Annotated in this window: 19 protein-coding genes; 13 read left to right on the top strand and 6 right to left on the bottom strand. The window is 68.2% G+C overall.

Annotated elements, in window-relative coordinates:
* Positions 1-147: 147 nt before the first annotated feature.
* Positions 148-846 carry a Crp/Fnr family transcriptional regulator gene (locus tag M9945_RS13385; RefSeq protein WP_367945006.1) on the top strand — a complete coding sequence of 233 codons (699 nt, stop codon included), beginning with the start codon at positions 148-150 and terminating at the stop codon, positions 844-846.
* A 16-nt stretch (positions 847-862) separates the two neighbouring features.
* On the opposite strand, the gene M9945_RS13380 is transcribed toward M9945_RS13385, so the two are convergent.
* Together M9945_RS13380 and M9945_RS13375 are read right to left on the bottom strand one after the other, a co-directional pair.
* Positions 863-1,207, bottom strand: coding sequence for an ArsR/SmtB family transcription factor (locus M9945_RS13380; protein WP_367945005.1), 345 nt, complete (start codon positions 1,205-1,207; stop codon positions 863-865).
* Positions 1,204-2,205 (bottom strand): cation diffusion facilitator family transporter, encoded by a 1,002-nt coding sequence (locus M9945_RS13375; protein ID WP_367945004.1) that lies wholly within the window; start codon positions 2,203-2,205, stop codon positions 1,204-1,206. The genes M9945_RS13380 and M9945_RS13375 overlap by 4 nt, the downstream gene beginning before the upstream one ends.
* 21 nt (positions 2,206-2,226) lie before the next feature.
* On the opposite strand from M9945_RS13375, the gene M9945_RS13370 reads away from it, so the two are divergent.
* The 12 genes from M9945_RS13370 to M9945_RS13315 all read left to right on the top strand — a co-directional run bounded on the left by M9945_RS13370 (position 2,227) and on the right by M9945_RS13315 (position 15,614).
* The gene (locus tag M9945_RS13370; protein WP_367945003.1) at positions 2,227-2,604 is read left to right on the top strand and encodes a hypothetical protein; all 378 of its coding nucleotides are present in this window, start codon (positions 2,227-2,229) and stop codon (positions 2,602-2,604) included.
* Between the two features lie 112 nt (positions 2,605-2,716).
* Complete coding sequence (ilvD, locus tag M9945_RS13365) at positions 2,717-4,390, top strand: dihydroxy-acid dehydratase (RefSeq protein WP_367945002.1); 1,674 nt, start codon at positions 2,717-2,719, stop codon at positions 4,388-4,390.
* Between the two features lie 265 nt (positions 4,391-4,655).
* Positions 4,656-5,678: a sulfate ABC transporter substrate-binding protein gene (locus M9945_RS13360; RefSeq protein WP_367930335.1), complete on the top strand. Its 1,023-nt coding sequence runs from the start codon at positions 4,656-4,658 to the stop codon at positions 5,676-5,678.
* 3 nt (positions 5,679-5,681) lie between these two features.
* Positions 5,682-6,569, top strand: a complete 888-nt coding sequence (gene cysT / locus M9945_RS13355) for a sulfate ABC transporter permease subunit CysT (RefSeq protein ID WP_367945001.1) — start codon at positions 5,682-5,684, stop codon at positions 6,567-6,569.
* Positions 6,559-7,458, top strand: a complete 900-nt coding sequence (cysW, locus tag M9945_RS13350) for a sulfate ABC transporter permease subunit CysW (RefSeq protein ID WP_367945000.1) — start codon at positions 6,559-6,561, stop codon at positions 7,456-7,458. Before cysT ends, cysW begins: the two co-directional genes overlap by 11 nt.
* 16 nt (positions 7,459-7,474) lie before the next feature.
* Positions 7,475-8,512: a sulfate/molybdate ABC transporter ATP-binding protein gene (locus tag M9945_RS13345; protein ID WP_367944999.1), complete on the top strand. Its 1,038-nt coding sequence runs from the start codon at positions 7,475-7,477 to the stop codon at positions 8,510-8,512.
* A 249-nt stretch (positions 8,513-8,761) separates the two neighbouring features.
* Positions 8,762-9,994, top strand: coding sequence for a 3-methyl-2-oxobutanoate dehydrogenase (2-methylpropanoyl-transferring) subunit alpha (locus M9945_RS13340; RefSeq protein ID WP_367944998.1), 1,233 nt, complete (start codon positions 8,762-8,764; stop codon positions 9,992-9,994).
* 4 nt (positions 9,995-9,998) lie between these two features.
* A complete protein-coding gene (locus M9945_RS13335; protein ID WP_367944997.1) occupies positions 9,999-11,012 on the top strand; it encodes an alpha-ketoacid dehydrogenase subunit beta in 1,014 nt (337 codons plus the stop codon).
* Between the two features lie 4 nt (positions 11,013-11,016).
* On the top strand, positions 11,017-12,333 hold the full coding sequence (locus M9945_RS13330; RefSeq protein ID WP_367944996.1) for a dihydrolipoamide acetyltransferase family protein: 1,317 nt from the start codon (positions 11,017-11,019) through the stop codon (positions 12,331-12,333).
* Positions 12,334-12,337: 4 nt separating this feature from the next.
* Positions 12,338-13,735, top strand: coding sequence for a dihydrolipoyl dehydrogenase (gene lpdA / locus M9945_RS13325; RefSeq protein WP_367944995.1), 1,398 nt, complete (start codon positions 12,338-12,340; stop codon positions 13,733-13,735).
* A gap of 422 nt (positions 13,736-14,157) precedes the next feature.
* Positions 14,158-14,853, top strand: a complete 696-nt coding sequence (locus M9945_RS13320) for a LuxR C-terminal-related transcriptional regulator (RefSeq protein ID WP_367944994.1) — start codon at positions 14,158-14,160, stop codon at positions 14,851-14,853.
* Positions 14,850-15,614, top strand: coding sequence for a LuxR C-terminal-related transcriptional regulator (locus tag M9945_RS13315; protein ID WP_367944993.1), 765 nt, complete (start codon positions 14,850-14,852; stop codon positions 15,612-15,614). The genes M9945_RS13320 and M9945_RS13315 overlap by 4 nt, the downstream gene beginning before the upstream one ends.
* A 24-nt stretch (positions 15,615-15,638) precedes the next feature.
* Here M9945_RS13315 and M9945_RS13310 read toward each other — a convergent pair whose 3' ends face one another.
* From M9945_RS13310 to fliN, 4 genes are read right to left on the bottom strand one after another with little or no spacing between them, the layout of a single operon-like run.
* Complete coding sequence (locus M9945_RS13310; protein ID WP_367930345.1) at positions 15,639-16,073, bottom strand: hypothetical protein; 435 nt, start codon at positions 16,071-16,073, stop codon at positions 15,639-15,641.
* Entirely contained in the window at positions 16,070-17,161 is a 1,092-nt protein-coding gene (gene flhB, locus M9945_RS13305; RefSeq protein ID WP_367930346.1) for a flagellar biosynthesis protein FlhB, read from the bottom strand. The genes M9945_RS13310 and flhB overlap by 4 nt, the downstream gene beginning before the upstream one ends.
* A 22-nt stretch (positions 17,162-17,183) precedes the next feature.
* On the bottom strand, positions 17,184-18,194 hold the full coding sequence (locus M9945_RS13300; protein WP_367930347.1) for a flagellar motor switch protein FliG: 1,011 nt from the start codon (positions 18,192-18,194) through the stop codon (positions 17,184-17,186).
* A 42-nt stretch (positions 18,195-18,236) separates the two neighbouring features.
* Positions 18,237-18,650, bottom strand: a complete 414-nt coding sequence (fliN, locus tag M9945_RS13295; RefSeq protein ID WP_367945582.1) for a flagellar motor switch protein FliN — start codon at positions 18,648-18,650, stop codon at positions 18,237-18,239.
* Positions 18,651-18,736 lie beyond the last annotated feature (86 nt).

Here is an 18,736-nt window from a genome sequence, read left to right as displayed (position 1 = left end):
GCGCGCAGTATCGCCCGCCTTGCTTTCCAATATAATTAGATGAAACTGAACAATATATGTCCGGTAACGTACATAACACGGTTAATTTGCAATTAACTCCTGTCGATTACGACTGTATATAAGACGCCCCTTCATCCGGCACGCGACATGAAAGAGCTTTCCTCACCGCCCGCGGGCAACAGGATACTTGCATGCCTGCCCGACGAAGCGCGCGGCTATATCGAGGAAAGGGCGGAGACGCGGTCGATCAGGGCCGGCGACATCCTGTTCGAGGAAGGCGCGGCGATCACGCACGCCATCTTCCCGCATGACGGCCTCGTCTCGCTCATCGCGCGGATGGAGAACGGCCGCACCGTCGAGAAGTCGCTGATCGGTCCGGAAGGCTTCCTCGGCTTCGCCATCGTCATGGGCGGGGACACGGTGTTCGGCAGGGCCGTGGTGCAGGTCGCCGGCCATGCCTCGTGGCTTGCCGTGGCCGACGCGCGCAGCGCGCTCCGGCGCTTCGAGCCCCTGCGCGAGGCCATGCTGCGCTTCACCAAGGGCCATATGGCGCAGCTGATGGAATCGCTCGCCTGCGCCAGCCTGCACACGGCCCAGCAGCGCGTGTCGCGCTGGCTGCTTCAGGCGCACGACCGGGTCGCGGGCGACGAGTTCCACATCACGCAGGAGACCGTGGCGACGCTGCTCGCGCTGCGCCGCGCGACCGTCAACGAGATCTGCGCCGGCCTCGCCAGCGCCGGCGCGATCTCCTACCATCGCGGCGTCCTCAGCATCATCGACCGCGGCCGGCTTCTCGACAGCGCCTGCGAGTGCTACGGCCGCATCCGCGCGGCGACCTCGGCCTGACGCGCGGAGGCCGGGCTCACTCCTCCGGCTGGTCCTCGGCGATGTGGACGGCCATGTCGGTGAGCATGTCGCTGACGTGGCAATCGGCGACGGCGTAGAACACCTGCCGCGAGCGCCGCTCGCCCCTGACCAGCCGCGCCCCGCGCAGCAGGCGCAGATGATGGCTGACCAGCGACGGCGACAGGCCGAGCGCCTCGGCGATGTCGCCGACCGATTGCGGCCGCGCGATGCAGAAGAACAGGATGCGCAGCCGCGTCGGGTCGCCGAGCAGGCGGAAGGTCTCCGCCAGGATCGTCGTGTCGTGCGAAGACAGCGCCGACCCCTGCAAGGCGGCGCCCTCGCCCGTCTCCTTCCCCATCATGCCCGGCCTCCCGTATCTGCGCCATGCTCGTGGCCATGCGGCTCTTGCGACTCCCCGCGCGACAGGGCGCAGCCGCCCGCCTCGTCGCCGCTCCAGTCGATGGCGATGGTGGCATGGCCGATGGCGAAGCGTTCGGCAAGCGCGTGCTCGACGGCCTCGACCACCGCCCGCGGCTCCGCGCCCGGCGCGGGGCGCACATGCAGCGTGGCGAGCGCGCGGCCCGAGCTGATGAGCCAGACATGGACGTGGGACACGGTAGCAACGCCGGGCACGGCCTCCATCAGATGCCGCTCGATCTCCTGCGGCGCGGCGTTGTCGGGCGCGCCTTCGAGGAGGATATGGCCCGACTTCGCCAGCAGCTTCCAGGCGCTGCGCAGGATCAGCACCGAGACGAGGACCGACAGGATCGGGTCGATCGGCATCCAGCCGGTGAAGCGGATGACGAGCGCGGCGACGATGGCGCCGACCGAGCCGAGCAGGTCGCCCATGACGTGCAGCGCCGCGCCCTTGATGTTGACGTGCTCGGTGTCGCCGCGCGTCAGCAGCCACAGCACGAAGACGTTGACCAAAAGGCCCGCCACCGCCACCGCCAGCATCGGGCCGGACAGGATCTCCACCGGGTGGCGGAACCGCTGCACCGCCTCGTAGACGATCCAGACCACGATGCCGAACAGGGTGATGGCGTTGATGAAGCCGGCGATGACCTCGAAGCGGGCATAGCCGAAGGTGCGCCGCGCGTCGGCGGCGCGTCGGCCGAAGCGGAAGGCGGCGTAGGCGAGCGCCAGCGCCACCGCGTCGGTCAGCATGTGGCCGGCATCGGCCAGCAGCGCCAGCGAGCCGGAGAGATAGCCGCCCACCGCCTCGACGATCATGAACGAGAAGATGATGAAGAAGGCGACCAGCACCTTGCGCTCGTTATCGCCAGTCACGGCCGGCGCGTGCGAGTGGTCATGATCGTGGTCGTGGTCGTGGTCGTGGGAATGGTGGTCGTGCGGCATGACGGGCTCTTGGAGAAGCGGATGCTGACATATGAATATATGTTCATATATATGGAGTCAAGCCGCTGGGATGTCGGCAGGCAAAGACGGAATGCCGCGCCGCCCTTCATCGCCGCCACGCCCCGCGAGGGCCATTGCGACGGCCCCGCATTCCTATTATCATATATTTTCAATATATCTTTTATTGACCTGAAAGGCGAACCGATCATGACCGGAGAGACCCTGACCCGCGACACGGAAGCCGCCCTAATCCCGCCGACTTCGACCTTGAATCAAGATGAAAGCGAATGGGATGAAGTCGCTGAATCGTCTTGGGAATCGTTCCCGGCCAGCGACCCGCCCGCATGGGCGGGCCGTGGTTCTCCGCCCCTGCCGCGCGATATCCCTTCCCGAAAATAGATATATCTAACATATTTCTATTCGACAGCAGCCTCCGGCGCATATCGGTTGCGCCCGGGCATCCGCCGCACCTATGATGCCAGCCGGCCGACGCAAGCGAGGAATTTCCGCCATGCCGTTCAACGAACGCTCGAAACACATCACGCAGGGCGTCGCCCGCTCGCCCAACCGGGCCATGTATTACGCGCTCGGCTACAAGAAGGCCGATTTCGACAAGCCGATGATCGGCATCGCCAACGGCCATTCGACCATCACCCCCTGCAATGCCGGCCTCCAGCCGCTGGCCGACGCCGCCGTCGCCGCGATCCGGGCGGCCGGCGCCAACCCGCAGACCTTCGGCACGCCAACCATCTCCGACGGCATGTCGATGGGCACCGAGGGCATGAAATACTCGCTCGTCTCGCGCGAGGTCATCGCCGATTGCGTCGAGACCTCGGTGCAGGGCCAGTGGATGGACGGCGTCCTGGTGCTGGGCGGCTGCGACAAGAACATGCCCGGCGGCATGATCGGCATCATCCGCGCCGACGCCCCGGCGATCTACGTCTATGGCGGCACCATCCGCCCCGGCCGCTGGAAGGGGCAGGACCTGTCCATCGTCTCCGCCTTCGAGGCGGTCGGCTCGTTCATGGCCGGCGAGATGAGCGAGGAGGATTTCGAGGGCATCGAGCGCAACGCCTGCCCGACGACCGGCTCGTGCGGCGGCATGTACACGGCCAACACCATGAGCTCTTCCTTCGAGGCGCTCGGCATGTCGCTGCTCTATTCCTCGACCATGGCGAGCCCGGACCAGGAAAAGCTCGACAGCGCCGCCGAGTCAGGCCGCGTGCTGGTCGAGGCGGTGAAGAACGACATCACCCCGCGCCGGATCGTCACCCGCGAATCGATCGAGAACGCGGTAGCGCTGATCATGGCGCTGGGCGGCTCGACCAACGCGGTGCTACACTATCTCGCCATCGCCAACGCCGCCGAGATCGACTGGACGCTCGACGATTTCGAGCGCGTGCGCCGCAGGGTGCCGGTGCTGTGCGACCTGAAGCCTTCGGGCAAGTACATGGCCGTGGACCTGCACGAGGCCGGCGGCGTGCCGCAGGTGTTGAAGATATTGCTCAATGCCGGCCTGATCCACGGCGACTGCCTGACGATCACCGGCCGCACGCTCGCCGAGGAACTGGCCCACGTGCCGGACACGCCGCGCGCGGATCAGGACGTCATCATGCCGATAGAGAAGGCGCTCTACCGCGAAGGCCATCTCGCCATCCTGAAGGGCAACCTCGCCGAGGACGGCGCGGTCGCCAAGATCACCGGCCTGAAGAGCCCGAAGATTTCCGGCCCCGCCCGCGTCTTCGACGACGAGCAGTCGGCGATGGACGCGATCCTCAACGACCGCATCCGGCCGGGCGACGTCGTCGTCCTGCGCTATCTCGGCCCCAAGGGCGGGCCGGGCATGCCGGAAATGCTGGCGCCCACCTCGGCCATCATCGGCCGTGGCCTCGGCGAGAGCGTCGGCCTGATCACGGACGGGCGCTTTTCCGGCGGCACATGGGGCCTCGTCGTCGGCCATGTCGCGCCCGAAGCCTATGTCGGCGGCTTGATCGCGCTGGTCGAGGAAGGCGACACCATCACCATCGATGCCCACGAGCTGCTGCTCCAGCTCGATGTGGACGAGGCCGAGATCGCGCGCCGCCGCCTGGGCTGGAAGCAGCCCGAGCCGCGCTACAAACGCGGCGTGCTGGCCAAGTTCTCCGCCCTCGCCCGCCCGGCCAACGAGGGCGCGCTGACCGGGTGAGGAACCGGCGCGCGACATATCGCCGTTGGCATGGGCCCGGCGGCGATGCTAGGTCTTGCCGCACATCGAATCCGCAACCGGCCTGGATGCGGCCCCGGATCTGGCATTGCGCAGCGGCGAAAAAAGAAGGAAAGGAATAATTTCATCGCCACGGCGCCTTCAGGGAACAGAATTTGCACAAACCAGGCTGATTTCGACGATCCGAAACCGCCGGAAATCTCCGTCCCGACGATAGACTCTCCCGGTTTCACGAGTGGAGGCCGACATGACCCCGACCCGCAGATCGCTTATCCTGACCGCCGCATTCGCAGCTTCGCTCAGCCTCGCGGCAGCTTTTCCATCCTTCGCCCAGCAGGCGATCATCAACGTGTCCTACGACCCGACGCGCGAGCTCTATCGCGAGTTCAACGCCGCCTTCGCCAGCCACTGGCAGGAGACCAAGGGCGAGAGCGTTCGCATCCAGAATACCCATTCCGGCTCCGGCCAGCAGGCGCGCGCCGTCATCGACGGGCTGGAGGCGGACGTGGTGACGCTGGCGCTTCAGGCCGACATCGACGCCATCGTCAAGGCCACCGGCAAGATCCGCGAGGACTGGCGCGGCACGCTGGCCAACAACAACGCGCCCTACACCTCGACCATCGTCTTCCTCGTCCGCAAGGGCAACCCGAAGGGGCTGAACGACTGGGGCGACCTCGTCAAGGAGGGCGTCGAGGTCATCACGCCCAACCCGAAATCCTCGGGCGGCGCGCGGTGGAACTTCCTCGCCGCATGGGCCTGGGCGCTGAAGGAGCACGGCAACGACGAGGCGAAGGCGCGTGAATACGTGACCGAGCTTTTCCGCCACGTCCCGGTGCTCGACCCGGCCGCGCGCGGCTCCACCACCACCTTCGTCCAGCGCGGCATAGGCGACGTGCTGCTCGCCTGGGAGAACGAGGCGTTCCTCGCCATCAACGAGCTGGGGCCGGACGCCTTCGACATCGTCGTGCCGTCGCTGTCGGTCCTCGCCGAGCCGCCCGTCGCCGTTGTCGACGCCAATGTCGACGCCAAGGGCACGCGCGAGGTCGCGACCGCCTATCTGGAATATCTCTATTCCCCGGTCGGGCAGAACATCGCCGCCAAGCACTATTACCGCCCGTTCAGCCGCGAGGGCGTCGATCCGGCCGAGCTGGAGCGCTTCCCCGATCTCGAACTCGTCACCATCGACGACCTCGGCGGCTGGGAGAAGGTGCAGCCCGAATTCTTCGGCGACGGCGGCATCTTCGACCAGATATTCCAGCCGGGCAGGTAGCGCATGGGTGAAGCGAAAGTCCTGCCGGCTCCCGTCCGCGCTCCCGCCGGGAGACGATGGCGATGGAGGGAGCCGAGCGTCATCCCCGGCTTCGGCCTGACCTTCGGCTTCGCCATCTTCTACCTGAGCGCCATCGTCCTGATCCCGCTGGCCGGGCTCGGCTGGCGCTCGGCCTCGCTCGGCTGGGAGGAGTTCTGGCGACTCGCCTCCGACCCGCGCCTGATCGGCGCGCTGAAGACCAGCTTCTGGACCGCCGGCGCGGCCGCGGCCATCAACGCCGTCTTCGGCGTGCTGGTCGCCTGGGTGCTGGTGCGCTACCGCTTCCCCGGCCGGCGCATCGTCGACGCCGCCGTCGACCTGCCCTTCGCGCTGCCGACCGCCGTCGCCGGCATCGCGCTGACCGCGATCTACGCCCCGACCGGCTGGATCGGCCAGTATTTCCAACCCTACGGCGTGCGCATCGCCTATACGCCGGCCGGCATCGTCATCGCGCTCGTCTTCGTCAGCCTGCCCTTCATGGTGCGCACGGTGCAGCCGGTGATGGAGGAGCTGAACCGCGAGGTCGAGGAAGCGGCAGCGACGCTGGGCGCCAGCCGCCTGCAGACCGTCCTGCGCGTCATCCTGCCCGGTCTCGTCCCGGCCATCCTGACGGGCCTCGCCCTCTCCTTCGGCCGCGCCGTCGGCGAGTACGGCTCCGTCATCTTCATCGCCGGCAACATCCCCTACCGCTCCGAGATCGCGCCGCTGCTGATCTATATCCGGCTGGAGGAGTTCAACTACCCGGCCGCTACCGCCATCGGCGCGATCATGCTCGTCCTCGCATTCGTCGTCCTGCTCGCCATCAACCTGATCCAGGCATGGAGCAGAAGGAGGCTGGGCCATGACGGATAGCGCCGCCGCCGGCCTCGCCCGGCCCGTCCGCCCATCCCGCCCGCGCCGCTTCCGCGACCCGACCGCGGAAAGCGCCGCGGTCAAATGGACGCTGGTGGCGCTCGCGCTCGCCTTTCTCCTGCTGGTGCTGTTCCTGCCGCTCGCCGCCGTCTTCGGCGAGGCGCTGCGCCGCGGCTGGCAGGTGGCGCTCGAATCCGTCAGCGACCCCGACGCGCTGTCGGCGATCCGCCTCACCCTCCTCGTCGCGGCCATCGCCGTGCCGCTCAACTGCGTCTTCGGCGTCGCCGCCGCCTGGGCCATCGCCAAGTTCGAGTTCAAGGGCAAGTCGTTCCTGATCACGCTGATCGACCTGCCCTTCTCGGTCTCGCCGGTCATCGCCGGGCTGGTCTACATCCTGCTGTTCGGCGCGGGCTCCTTCCTCGGGCCGCTCCTCACCTCGTGGGGCATGCAGGTCCTGTTCGCCGTGCCGGGCGTGGTGCTGGCGACGATCTTCGTCACCTTCCCCTTCGTCGCCCGCGAGCTGATCCCGCTGATGCAGGAGCAGGGAACCGGCGACGAGGAAGCCGCGCTGTCGCTCGGCGCGTCCGGCTGGCAGACCTTCCGCCATGTCACGCTGCCCAACATCCGCTGGGGGCTGCTCTACGGCGTCCTCCTGTGCAACGCCCGCGCCATGGGCGAGTTCGGCGCGGTCTCGGTGGTGTCGGGCCGCCTGCGCGGTGAGACCGTGACCATGCCGCTGCATGTCGAGATCCTCTACAACGAATACAATTTCGTCGCCGCCTTCGCCGTGGCCTCGCTGCTGGCGCTGCTGGCGCTGGCGACGCTGGTGCTGAAGGCGCTTCTGGAGCGCGTCTACGAGCGCGACCGCAGCGCCGGCCCCGGCCATTGACGAGAAGGAACGATCCATGGACCTCAGCCTGATCGACGTGCGCAAGGAATTCGACCGCTTCGCTGCGCTCCACGGCGTATCGCTCGACATCCGCTCGGGCGAGCTGATCGCGCTGCTCGGGCCGTCCGGCTCGGGCAAGACCACGCTTCTGCGGCTGATCGCCGGCCTCGACTTCCCGACCGAGGGCACCATCCGCTTCGGCGAGGAGGACGCCTCGCGCAAGACCGTGCAGGAGCGCAATGTCGGCTTCGTCTTCCAGCACTACGCCCTGTTCCGTCACATGACGGTGGCGCAGAACATCGGCTTCGGCCTGAAGGTGCGGCCGCGCGCCAGCCGCCCGCGCCGGGCCGAAATCCGCCGCCGCGCATCGGAGCTGCTCGACCTCGTCCAGCTTTCGGGACTTGAAGGGCGCTATCCCGGCCAGCTTTCCGGCGGCCAGCGCCAGCGCGTCGCGCTCGCCCGCGCCCTCGCCATCGAGCCGCGCGTGCTCCTGCTCGACGAGCCGTTCGGCGCGCTCGACGCGCAGGTGCGGCGCGAGCTGCGCCGCTGGCTGCGCGAGATCCACGACCGCACCGGCCACACCACCGTCTTCGTCACCCACGACCAGGAAGAGGCGCTGGAGCTGGCCGACCGCGTCGTCGTCATGAGCCAGGGCCGCATCGAGCAGGTCGGCACCGCCGACGAGGTCTATGACGACCCCAACTCGCCCTTCGTCTACGGCTTCATCGGCGATTCGAGCGGCCTGCCCGTGCGAGTCGAGAAGGGCGAGATCTGGCTCGACGACCGCACCGTCGGCCTCAGCGACCCGAGCCTGCCGGACGGCCCGGCCACGCTCTATTTCCGGCCGCACGACGTCGAGCTTCTCGACGGCTGCGGCGGCTGCATCGCCGGTACGCTCGCGGCCAGCCGGCGCGTCGCCGGCACGCGGCGCGTCGAGCTGGAGCTCGGCGGCGCCGGACACCTCGTCGAGATCGAGCTGCCCGTCGACCACCCGGCAGCCGGCAAGAGCCGTATCGCCTTCAGGCCGCGCCGCTGGAAGGCTTTTCCCGCCTGATCCTGCCTCCGGCAGGGCGAAAACCAGCAGTTCCAGAAATTTTTTTTGCCGGCGCGCTCCGGCACGATCCGTTCAAGGCGGCGCGGATCGCCGAAACAATCGGCAATCGCGCATGGCCGTCCGGGCAACGATGCGAAAGGCGCCGGCTTCAACGCCGCGCCGGCGCCGCCGCCGGCCCTTGCCCCCCTGTGGACAAGCGCCATGTCTTGGACTTAGCTGGGGGAAAATCTGGTCCGGGAGGAGACGACGATGGGCGACGCGGGACGGCTTTCGCTGCATGTGCCGGAGCCGGAGGTGCGCCCCGGCGACACGCCCGATTTCGCCAATGTGAAGATTCCGCGCGCCGGCACGGTCGAGCGCCCGCCGGTCGACGTCGATCCGCGCGACATCCGCGATCTCGCCTATTCCATCATCCGGGTGCTCAACCGCGACGGCGAGGCTGTCGGCCCTTGGGCCGGAACTCTCACCGACGAGGAACTGCTGGAGGGCCTGCGCCACATGATGACGCTGCGCGCCTTCGATGCGCGCATGGTGATGGCGCAGCGGCAGGGCAAGACCTCGTTCTACATGCAGCACATGGGCGAGGAGGCGGTCAGCTGCGCCTTCCGCAAGGCGCTGTCGCACGGCGACATGAATTTCCCGACCTACCGGCAGGCCGGCCTCCTCATCGCGGGCGGCTACCCCATGGTCGACATGATGAACCAGATCTTCTCCAACGAGGCCGACCCGATCAAGGGCCGCCAGTTGCCGGTGATGTATTCGTCGAAGGAGCACGGCTTCTTCTCGATCTCCGGCAATCTCGGCACCCAGTTCATCCAGGCGGTGGGCTGGGCCATGGCCTCGGCCATCAAGGAGGACACGAAGATCGCCGCCGGCTGGATCGGCGACGGCTCGACCGCCGAGAGCGACTTCCATGCCGCGCTGGTCTTCGCCTCGACCTATCGCGCCCCGGTCGTGCTCAACATCGTCAACAACCAGTGGGCGATCTCGACCTTTCAGGGGATAGCCCGCGGCGGCTCCGGCACCTTCGCCGCGCGCGGCCTCGGCTTCGGCCTGCCGGCGCTGCGCGTCGACGGCAACGACTATCTCGCCGTCCACGCCGTAGCCAAATGGGCCATCGAGCGGGCGCGGAAAAACCTCGGGCCGACGCTGGTCGAATATGTCACCTACCGCGTCGGCGCCCACTCGACCTCGGACGACCCGTCGGCCTACCGGCCCAAGACCGAGTCCGACGCCTGGCCGCTCGGCGATCCGGTGATCCGGCTGAAGAATCACCTGATCGTCCGCGGCGTCTGGTCGGAGGAACGCCACAAGCAGGCGGAGGCCGAGATCCTCGACACGGTGATCGCCGCCCAGAAGGAGGCCGAAGCCAACGGCACCCTGCATTCGGGCGGCAAGCCCTCGGTGCGCGACATGTTCGAGGGCGTCTACGAGACCATGCCGCCGCATCTGCGCCGGCAGCGCCAGCAGGCGGGGGTTTGAGACCATGCCGCGCATGACCATGATCGAGGCGATCCGATCGGCGATGGACGTATCCATGGGCCGCGACGACAACGTCGTCGTCTTCGGCGAGGACGTCGGCTATTTCGGCGGCGTCTTCCGCTGCACCGCCGGCCTCCAGGCCAAATACGGCAGGAACCGCTGCTTCGACGCGCCGATCAACGAATCCGGCATCGTCGGCGCGGCCATCGGCATGGCCGCCTACGGCCTGCGCCCCTGCGTCGAGGTCCAGTTCGCCGACTACGTCTATCCGGCCTACGACCAGATCGTGTCGGAGGCGGCGCGCCTGCGCTACCGCTCCGCCGGCGGGTTCACCTGCCCCATCGTCATCCGCATGCCGACCGGTGGCGGCATCTTCGGCGGCCAGACCCACAGCCAGAGCCCCGAGGCGCTGTTCACCCACGTCTCGGGCCTGAAGGTGGTGGTGCCGTCCAGCCCCTACGACGCCAAGGGCCTCTTGATCTCGGCCATCGAGGACCCCGACCCCGTGATCTTCCTCGAGCCGAAGCGGCTCTACAACGGCCCGTTCGACGGCCACCACGACCGGCCGGTGACGGCATGGTCGAAGCACCCGATGTCGGAGACGCCGGAGGGCCACTACACCGTGCCGCTCGGCAAGGCCGAGGTGCGGCGCGAGGGCTCGGCCGTCACCGTGCTCGCCTATGGCACCATGGTCTACGTCGCCAAGGCGGCCGCCGAGGACACCGGCATCGACGCCGAGGTGATCGATCTGCGCACACTGGTGCCGCTCGATCTCGACACCATCGTCGCCTCGGTGAAGAAGACCGGCCGCTGCGTCATCGTCCACGAGGCGACGCTGACCTCCGGCTTCGGCGCGGAGCTCGCCGCGCTGGTGCAGGAGCACTGCTTCTATCACCTCGAAGCCCCGGTCGCGCGCGTCGCCGGCTGGGACACGCCCTACCCGCACGCGCAGGAATGGGACTATTTCCCCGGCCCCAAGCGCGTCGGTGAGGCGCTTCAAGCCGTGATGGAGGGCTGAAGGAATGGCCGAACACGTCATCAAGATGCCCGATGTCGGCGAAGGCGTCGCCGAGGCCGAGCTGGTCGAATGGCACGTCGCGGTCGGCGATCTCGTGCGCGAGGACGCGATCCTCGCCGCGGTGATGACCGACAAGGCGACGGTGGAAATCCCCTCGCCCGTCGACGGCAAGGTGTCGTGGCTGGGCGCGGAAATCGGCGACACCGTCGCCGTCGGCTCGGCCTTGGTGAAGATCGAGATCGCCGGCGACGCGCCGGCGCCGACGCCGATGGATGACGGCCAGGGCGAGGCGCCGATCGCCGAGGGCATGGCGCCTGAGGGCGAGACGCTTCCGGCCCCGCCGGCCGAAAAGATCGAGAAGCCCAGGGAGCCCGCGCAGGCCGAGAAGCCGGCGGCTCCTGCGAAGAAACCCGCGCCGGCCCCGGCAGCCACCGGCGCGCCGCGCCCGGAGGGCGAGCGGCCGCTCGCCTCGCCCGCCGTGCGCCTGAGGGCGCGCGAGGCCGGGGTCGATTTGCGGCAGGTCGCCGGCAGCGGCCCGGCCGGGCGCATCAGCCATGACGATCTCGACGCGTTCATCGCCCGCGGCAGCGCCCCCGCCGCGGCCGGCCTCAGGCCGAACACGTCCGTCGATGAAATCAAGGTCGTCGGCCTGCGCCGCCGCATCGCCGAGAAGATGCAGATCGCCAAGGCGCGCATCCCGCACATCACCTATGTCGAGGAGGTCGATGTCGGCGCGCTGGAGGATTTGCGCGGCAAGCTGAACGCCGAGAAGCGCCCCGAACAAGCGAAGCTGACGCTCCTGCCCTTCCTCGCCCGCGCCATCGTCAGGGCCGTGGCCGAGCAGCCGCAGATCAACGCGATCTATGACGACGAGGCCGGCATCGTCCACCGCCACGGCGGCGTCCATATCGGCATCGCTGCGCAGACGCCCTCCGGCCTCGTCGTGCCGGTGCTGCGCCATGCCGAGGCGCGCGACCTGTGGGATTGCGCGGCCGAGATCGGCCGGCTGGCCGAGGCCGCCCGCTCCGGCACGGCGACGCGCGAGGAGCTTTCCGGCTCGACCATCACCATCACCTCGCTCGGCGCGCTCGGCGGTGTCGCCACCACCCCGGTAATCAACCACCCGGAAGTCGCCATCGTCGGCGTCAACAAGATGATGGTCCGGCCGATGTGGGACGGCACGCAGTTCGTGCCGCGCAAGATGATGAACCTGTCCTCCTCCTTCGACCATCGCGTGGTCGACGGCTGGGACGCGGCCGTGTTCGTCCAGCGCCTGAAGACGCTGATCGAGACGCCGGCCCTGATCTTTGTCGAGAGCTGATCCCATGAAGGAAATCTCCTGCAAGCTGCTCGTCATCGGCGCCGGTCCCGGCGGCTATGTCTGCGCCATCCGCGCCGGCCAGCTCGGGCTGGACACGGTGATCGTGGAAATGGGCAAGCCCGGCGGCACCTGCCTCAACGTCGGCTGCATCCCGTCCAAGGCGCTGATCCATGCGGCCGACGAGTTCTTCAAGGTCCGCGAGATGGCGCAGGGCCACGACCCGCTCGGCATCTCGCTCGCCACCCCCGCCATAGACATGGGCAAGACGATCGCCTGGAAGGACCGCATCGTCGGACGCCTGAATACCGGCGTCGCCGGGCTGCTCAAGAAGGCCGGAGTCAAGTCCATCGAGGGCCGCGCGCGCTTCCGCGACGGCAAGACCGTCGAGGTCGAGACCGAGACCGGCACGCAGATCGTGCGCGCCGAGACCATCGTCATCGCCACCGGCTCGGTGCCGGTGGAGCTGCCCTTCCTTCCCTTCGGCGGAAATGTCATTTCCTCGACCGGGGCACTGGCGCTGAAGGCCGTTCCCGCCACCCTCGCCGTAGTCGGCGGCGGTTATATCGGGCTCGAGCTCGGCACCGCCTTCGCCAAGCTGGGCGCGAAGGTGACGGTGGTCGAGGCCCTGCCCCGCATCCTGCCGCTCTACGACGCCGACCTCGTCCGGCCGGTTTCGAAGCGCCTCGCCGACCTCGGCGTCACGGTGCTGACCGGCGCGAAGGCCAAGGGGCTTTCGCAGGGAGGTGACGCGCTCATCGTCGAGACCGCCGACGGCAAGGCGCAGGACATCCCCGCCGAGCGCGTCCTCGTCACCGTCGGCCGCCGGCCGGCGACCGAAGGCTGGGGGCTGGAGGAGATCGACCTCGACCGCGCCGGCCCGTTCATCCGCATCGACGAGCGTTGCCGCACCTCGATGCGCGGCGTCTACGCCATCGGCGACGTCACCGGCGAGCCGATGCTGGCCCACCGCGCCATGGCGCAGGGCGAGATGGTGGCCGAGATCGTCGCCGGCATGAAACGGAGCTGGGACAAGCGCTCGATCCCCGCCGTCTGCTTCACCGACCCCGAGATCGTCTCGGTGGGCCTGTCGCCCGACGAGGCGCGCCAGACGACAGCCGAGCTGAAGATCGGCCAGTTCCCGTTCTCGGCCAACGGCCGCGCCATGACCTTGCAGGGCGAGGCCGGCTTCGTGCGCGTCGTCGCCCGGGCCGACAACCACCTCGTCCTCGGCATCCAGGCCGTTGGTTCGGGCGTGTCGGAGCTTTCGGCCGCCTTCTCGCTCGCCGTCGAGATGGGCGCGCGGCTGGAGGACGTCGCCGGCACGATCCACGCCCACCCGACGCAGAGCGAGGGCTTCCAGGAAGCGGCGCTGAAGGCGCTCGGCCACGCGCTGCACGCCTGACGCCTGCCGACGCCCATCCAGGCCTGCCGCTTTGCGCCCCCGCCGGGCGCAAAGTTTTTTCGCGAATGATTCCGGGGAATCTTGACGCGAATCAAATGGATACATATCAATTTGCGGGTAGGTGGACCTGAGCGGAGGAGGGTGATTCGGGGACTGGGCGTCCGTTGAAATGCGTGCCTCCGGTGTTGAGTTCACCCTTTCTCTTGCCTTGAGTAGCCCCGTTTCGGGGCGTGGCGGATGTTCCTTCCGTTATTCTGTTCGTAATTGTCTGGTGGCGTCGTCGAAGTGGCCTGCGGTCCCGCGGGCGCGCGTCGATTCGTGTTGTCGAGTTCACTCTCCCGTGCAGCCGCGCGGGCGAAACGTTCATTGTCGGCCGCGATCCGGACCATGCGCCGGGCGAGGCCGCGAACCGAAAGCCGACGATGCATCTCGCGCCGACAAGAGAAGGGCAGGACGGAGCCGGGCGGATCCACGGCCGGACCGACCTTTCCCGCCTGATGAAGCGGGTCTGCGCCGAGATCGGCGCGCGGTCCTACCTGCTGGTCGAGCCCGCCGTCGAGCGCGGCCCCAAGGGCTTGCGCATCCTCGCCTCCGACTGGATCTACGACGCGCTCGAGGAACTGGGCGGCGAAGGCATCTTCGAGATCATCGAGAGCGGCTATGCCGCCGGCCTCGGCGAGACGCCGCGCGCCCTGCCCGATCCCGCCCCGTTCCTTTCCCCCATGCAGCGGCTCGTCCTTCGCGACTACGGCCATGCCGAGATGTTCGCCCGCCGGCTGAGCGTGCGCGGGCGCACCGTCTTCGCCCTGTTCAGCGCCCCTCGCTGCGGCGCGACCGACCCGGCCGCGCTCGCCCGCGCCAGCATGATGTGCAGCTACGCGCTCGACGGCTATCTCAGCGCGACGGCGCAGGAGCCGGCGCTGGCCGGCGTCCTCTCCGAGCGCCAGCGCGAATGCCTGAAATGGGTTTCCGAGGGCAAGACCACGGAAGAGATCGCCCTGATCCTCGGCGTCTCCTCCAACACCATCAACAGCTATGTCGCCCACGCCATCCAGAAATTCGGCGCGAGCAACCGGGCGATGGCGATCGCGACCGCGATCAGAAGCGGAGTCATATGATGCTGCGCGAGACACAAGCAACGACCGTCGCCGAGGCCTGGCACCCGGCGCACGAAACCGAAATCCGCGAGCCCGTCGCCTCGCTGCCCGAGGCGGTGCTGCGTTGCCGCGCGCTGGCCGCCGGCATCGGCGCCGCCGGCTTCAGCCTGCTGTTCACCGCCGCACAGGGCGAGGCGCGCCGCCTCGCGCCGGTCTTCGACAGCGCCTTTCCGGGCGTGTCGGCACTGTCGCGGGCGCTGTCGTCCCCCTCTGCGGAGCGCCTTGCGCGATCCGCGGCGGCGAGCGCTGCGCCCTTGTGGTGGCGGGCGGAAGGCGCGCCCCTCGTCCTCGACGCGGACGCGCTTTTCTGGGCGCGCGAGGTGGAAAGCCCGCTCATTGAGACCGCCCTTGCCGACCAGCCCGGCATCCTCTTTCCCGTCGCGCAGGAGAACGGCCGCGCCGGCATCGTCGCCTTCTACGGCGCGGCGCTCGCGCTCGACACCGGCGCGCTCTGCGAGGCACATGCGGCATGCTTCGCGCTGTTCGTCGAGGTGGCGCGCCAGCGCCCGCTCGGGAACCCGCCGCTGCCGTCGATGTCCAAGCGCGAGATCGAATGCCTGCGCCTGACCGCGCAGGGCTTCACCAGCGAGGAGATCGCCACCGAGCTCAGCCTCTCCGTCCACACCGCCAATCAGTACCTGACCAGCTCAGCTCACAAGCTGAACGCGGTCAACCGCATCCATGCGGTGGCGAAGGCGCTGCGCGGCGGCCTGATCGACTGAGCCGTTGATTTCGGGGGCTTGCCTTTACGTCGCCACCGGCTCCGAGCGGCGGATGCGGGAATGCTCCAGCGCCCGCTCGAGGAAACCGTCATTCTCGGCCGGGTCGGCCGCCGGCTTGTCGAAGGCGACGTAGTTGACCTCGACCGAAGCCTTGCGCGCCGTCAGCGTCAGCGCGAAATAGACGGTGACGCCGGTCGGGCGCAGTTCGAGGTCGAGGACGATGCGCGGCGGACCTTCCCACGCGACATGCGCCTCGCCGCCATGGCCGAGCCGAAGCGTGCCCGGCTGGAAATAGAGCTCCGCCGCGCTGTCGACGAGATCGGCGATGGAAGCCAGGCGCTCGAGGCGGATATAGGCGATGTAGTCGCCGACATCGACCATGCGCAGTTCCCTGACGACCTCTCCGATCGCGTTGGCGACGATGACCTCGCGGGTCGACGTATGGGGCTGCCGGTTCATGATGTCACCTTGCCCGCAGCGGGCCCTGCCTTGCTCGTATAGAGTACGCGAACCAGTTCCGCCACGGCCTGGTAGAACTGAGGTGGGATCATACTATCCACCGAAACTTGACTGTACATGGAGCGCGCGAGCGCCACGTCCTCGAAGACGGGGATGTCGTTGGCCTCGGCGATCTCCCTGATCTTCAGCGCCACGAGGTCCTGCCCCTTGGCGACGACGACTGGCGCGGCGGTCTCCTCGCGCACGTAGCGCAGGGCAATGGCGTAGTGAGTCGGGTTGGCGATCACCAGCGTCGCCTTGGGCACATCGGCCATCATGCGCCGGCGGGCGCGGTCGCGCTGGAGCGAGCGCAGCCGCGAGCGCATGATCGGGTCGCCCTCCGCCTGCTTCATCTCGTCCTTGACCTCCTGCTTGGTCATGCGCAGGTCCTGCCGCCAGCTGAAGCGCGACCACAAGAGGTCCGCCACCGCGATGACGACCATGATCGCGGTGATGGCGACGACGATCTCGATGGCGATGTCGCGGATCACCGCGCCGAACGCCTCGGGCTGGGTGATCATCCCGGCGAGAAGCTCGGTCTGCGCCCCGCGCATGGCGAAGGCCAGCACCACGCCGGCGAGGACCAGCTTGCCCAGCGACTTGGCGAACTCGGCCAGCCCCTTCTGGCCGAACAGCCGGCCCCAGCCCTGCTTGAGCGAGATGCGCGACAGCTTGGGCTGCACCCGGTCGAGGACCATGCGCGGCATGTTCTGCAGGATCGAGCCGGCAATTCCGGCGCCGATCAGCAGCGCCATCAGCCCGGCGAGCGGCTTGACGATCTCGAGGAACACCTGCCGGTAGAGCAGCACCGCGTCGTGCTCGCTGGCCAGCGTCCAGCTTTCCGGCCGCTCGATGAACATCGACAGGAACCCGCCCAGCTCGATGGCGCGCGGCTCGGCGAGGAAGACGAGGAACACAAGGATCGCGAGGAAGGAGCCGACGACCGAGACTTCCTTGGCGAAGGGGACCTGCCCCTTCTCGACAGAGTCGCGGACCTTCTTCTCGGTGGCTTCCTCTGTCTTGCTGTCCTTGTCCGACTGCTCGGCCATGGAGCGCTCCGTTCAGGAGGGATCAGGCGGCGTCCTGCATGGCAGGCAGTTCGAGCGCGCCGGTGGCGGCCAGCCCGATGGCCGTCGCGGCGATGCGCTTGCGCGCCTTGGCGATCTCGGCCGGGGTCGCCGAATCGGCCGGGATGGTCAGCTCGGATTCGATCATGCGGCGCGAGCGCGCGCCGATGGCGGAAAGCACGGCTTCGGCAAGGTCGGCTTCGGCCCCGCGCAGCGCCAGCGTGACGAGCTCGGTCGACAGCCCGTCGAACAGCGTGACGCGCGACTTCTGGTCGAGAAGCACGATGTCGTCGAAGCTGAACAGCCGCGCCTTGACCTGGTCGATGCCCTCGGCCCCGCTGGTTTCGAGGTCGGAGACCAGCTCGTCCAGCACGTCCTTGTCGAGCTCGTTGAGGAGGTTCGCCACCCGCGTCTGGCTGGCGGAGACGTCCTTGCCGTTGGCGTCGGCGGCGAGGCGCTTGCGCAGCTGGTTCTCGACCAGCTGCTTGGCCGCCGGCTGCACCGTCGTCATCGACAGCATCCGCTTCAGGACCTCGTTGCGCAGCGGCTTGTCGAAGGTGAGCAGCGCGTTGGCCGCCGGCTGGGATTCGAGGTTGGAGAAGATCATCGCGATGGTCTGCGGATGCTCGTCGCGCAACAGCGCGCCGAGCCGCGCCGGCTCCAGCTCGGTCAGCTCCGGCCAGATCGGCGGCGCCTCGTCGCTCATCAGCGACGGCTTGCTCCAGCCCATCAGGACGCTGATTTCCTCGGGCGACAGCGACTCGTTGAGGATCGTGTCCATCTGGTCGCCGGAATCGAGCAGGCCCGCGCCTTCGGTGAACTCGTCCTCGAACTCGGCGACGATGTTCTCCAGCTCGCTCTGGGGAATGGTCCGCAGCTTGCGCGCGGCCTCGATCAGCGCCTTCAGCTCCTCATGCTTGAAGAAGCCCAGAAGGCGTCCGGCCGAAGGCTTGCCCATGGCAACCAGAATGGCGGCCGCCTTCTGCGCCTTGGTGAGCTTGCCTTCCGGACCCATTACACCCCTGTCCCCGATTCGCTGCGCAACAGGATATACGGCCTAGCCCGGCTTGGAAGCGTTGATGATCTGCGTCAGCTTGATGCCGAAGCGCGACGGGTCGTCCTCCAGCACCGTGATTTCGCCGCAGGCGATCTTGCGGCCGTTGACCATGACGTCCACGGGCTCACCGATACGGCGGTTCAGCGCGACGGTCGAGCCCTTTTCCAGCGTCATCAGCTCCGAAACCGACATTTCGGCGCAGCCGAGGACGATCTGCACATCCACAGGAATGTTCATGATGATGTCGGGATTGGCGACCCGCGACGCCCCCAAGCCGGCATCGGCCGCCGCCGCGGACGCCGCGAAGGCCGGCGTGTCCACCGCCTTGTCCTCGTGCAGCACCCCGCGCAGCTCCTCGATCGCCCGGTTCAGCTCGTCCTCCTGCGGGTCGCCGCCGCCGAGGCCGGGGGGCAGCGCGCCAAGATCGAGCGGATTGGAAAAATCGCCGAAGCCGCCGGCCGCGTCGGTCTCGCCGAGATTGCCGAGGGTTTCCAGATCGG

This window comes from Aquamicrobium sp., assembly GCF_023954335.1.
GTDB lineage: Bacteria > Pseudomonadota > Alphaproteobacteria > Rhizobiales > Rhizobiaceae > Aerobium.
The sequence above is the reverse complement of the archived record's forward strand: the minus strand, read 5'-3'. Positions and strand labels throughout refer to the sequence as shown.

Coding starts and splice junctions, on each gene's coding strand:
- M9945_RS13385 (WP_367945006.1), top strand. CDS start 148: ATGAAAGAGCTTTCCTCACCGCCCGCGGGCAACAGGATACTTGCATGC.
- M9945_RS13380 (WP_367945005.1), bottom strand. CDS start 1,207: ATGATGGGGAAGGAGACGGGCGAGGGCGCCGCCTTGCAGGGGTCGGCG.
- M9945_RS13375 (WP_367945004.1), bottom strand. CDS start 2,205: ATGCCGCACGACCACCATTCCCACGACCACGACCACGACCACGATCAT.
- M9945_RS13370 (WP_367945003.1), top strand. CDS start 2,227: ATGCTGACATATGAATATATGTTCATATATATGGAGTCAAGCCGCTGG.
- ilvD (WP_367945002.1), top strand. CDS start 2,717: ATGCCGTTCAACGAACGCTCGAAACACATCACGCAGGGCGTCGCCCGC.
- M9945_RS13360 (WP_367930335.1), top strand. CDS start 4,656: ATGACCCCGACCCGCAGATCGCTTATCCTGACCGCCGCATTCGCAGCT.
- cysT (WP_367945001.1), top strand. CDS start 5,682: ATGGGTGAAGCGAAAGTCCTGCCGGCTCCCGTCCGCGCTCCCGCCGGG.
- cysW (WP_367945000.1), top strand. CDS start 6,559: ATGACGGATAGCGCCGCCGCCGGCCTCGCCCGGCCCGTCCGCCCATCC.
- M9945_RS13345 (WP_367944999.1), top strand. CDS start 7,475: ATGGACCTCAGCCTGATCGACGTGCGCAAGGAATTCGACCGCTTCGCT.
- M9945_RS13340 (WP_367944998.1), top strand. CDS start 8,762: ATGGGCGACGCGGGACGGCTTTCGCTGCATGTGCCGGAGCCGGAGGTG.
- M9945_RS13335 (WP_367944997.1), top strand. CDS start 9,999: ATGCCGCGCATGACCATGATCGAGGCGATCCGATCGGCGATGGACGTA.
- M9945_RS13330 (WP_367944996.1), top strand. CDS start 11,017: ATGGCCGAACACGTCATCAAGATGCCCGATGTCGGCGAAGGCGTCGCC.
- lpdA (WP_367944995.1), top strand. CDS start 12,338: ATGAAGGAAATCTCCTGCAAGCTGCTCGTCATCGGCGCCGGTCCCGGC.
- M9945_RS13320 (WP_367944994.1), top strand. CDS start 14,158: ATGCATCTCGCGCCGACAAGAGAAGGGCAGGACGGAGCCGGGCGGATC.
- M9945_RS13315 (WP_367944993.1), top strand. CDS start 14,850: ATGATGCTGCGCGAGACACAAGCAACGACCGTCGCCGAGGCCTGGCAC.
- M9945_RS13310 (WP_367930345.1), bottom strand. CDS start 16,073: ATGAACCGGCAGCCCCATACGTCGACCCGCGAGGTCATCGTCGCCAAC.
- flhB (WP_367930346.1), bottom strand. CDS start 17,161: ATGGCCGAGCAGTCGGACAAGGACAGCAAGACAGAGGAAGCCACCGAG.
- M9945_RS13300 (WP_367930347.1), bottom strand. CDS start 18,194: ATGGGTCCGGAAGGCAAGCTCACCAAGGCGCAGAAGGCGGCCGCCATT.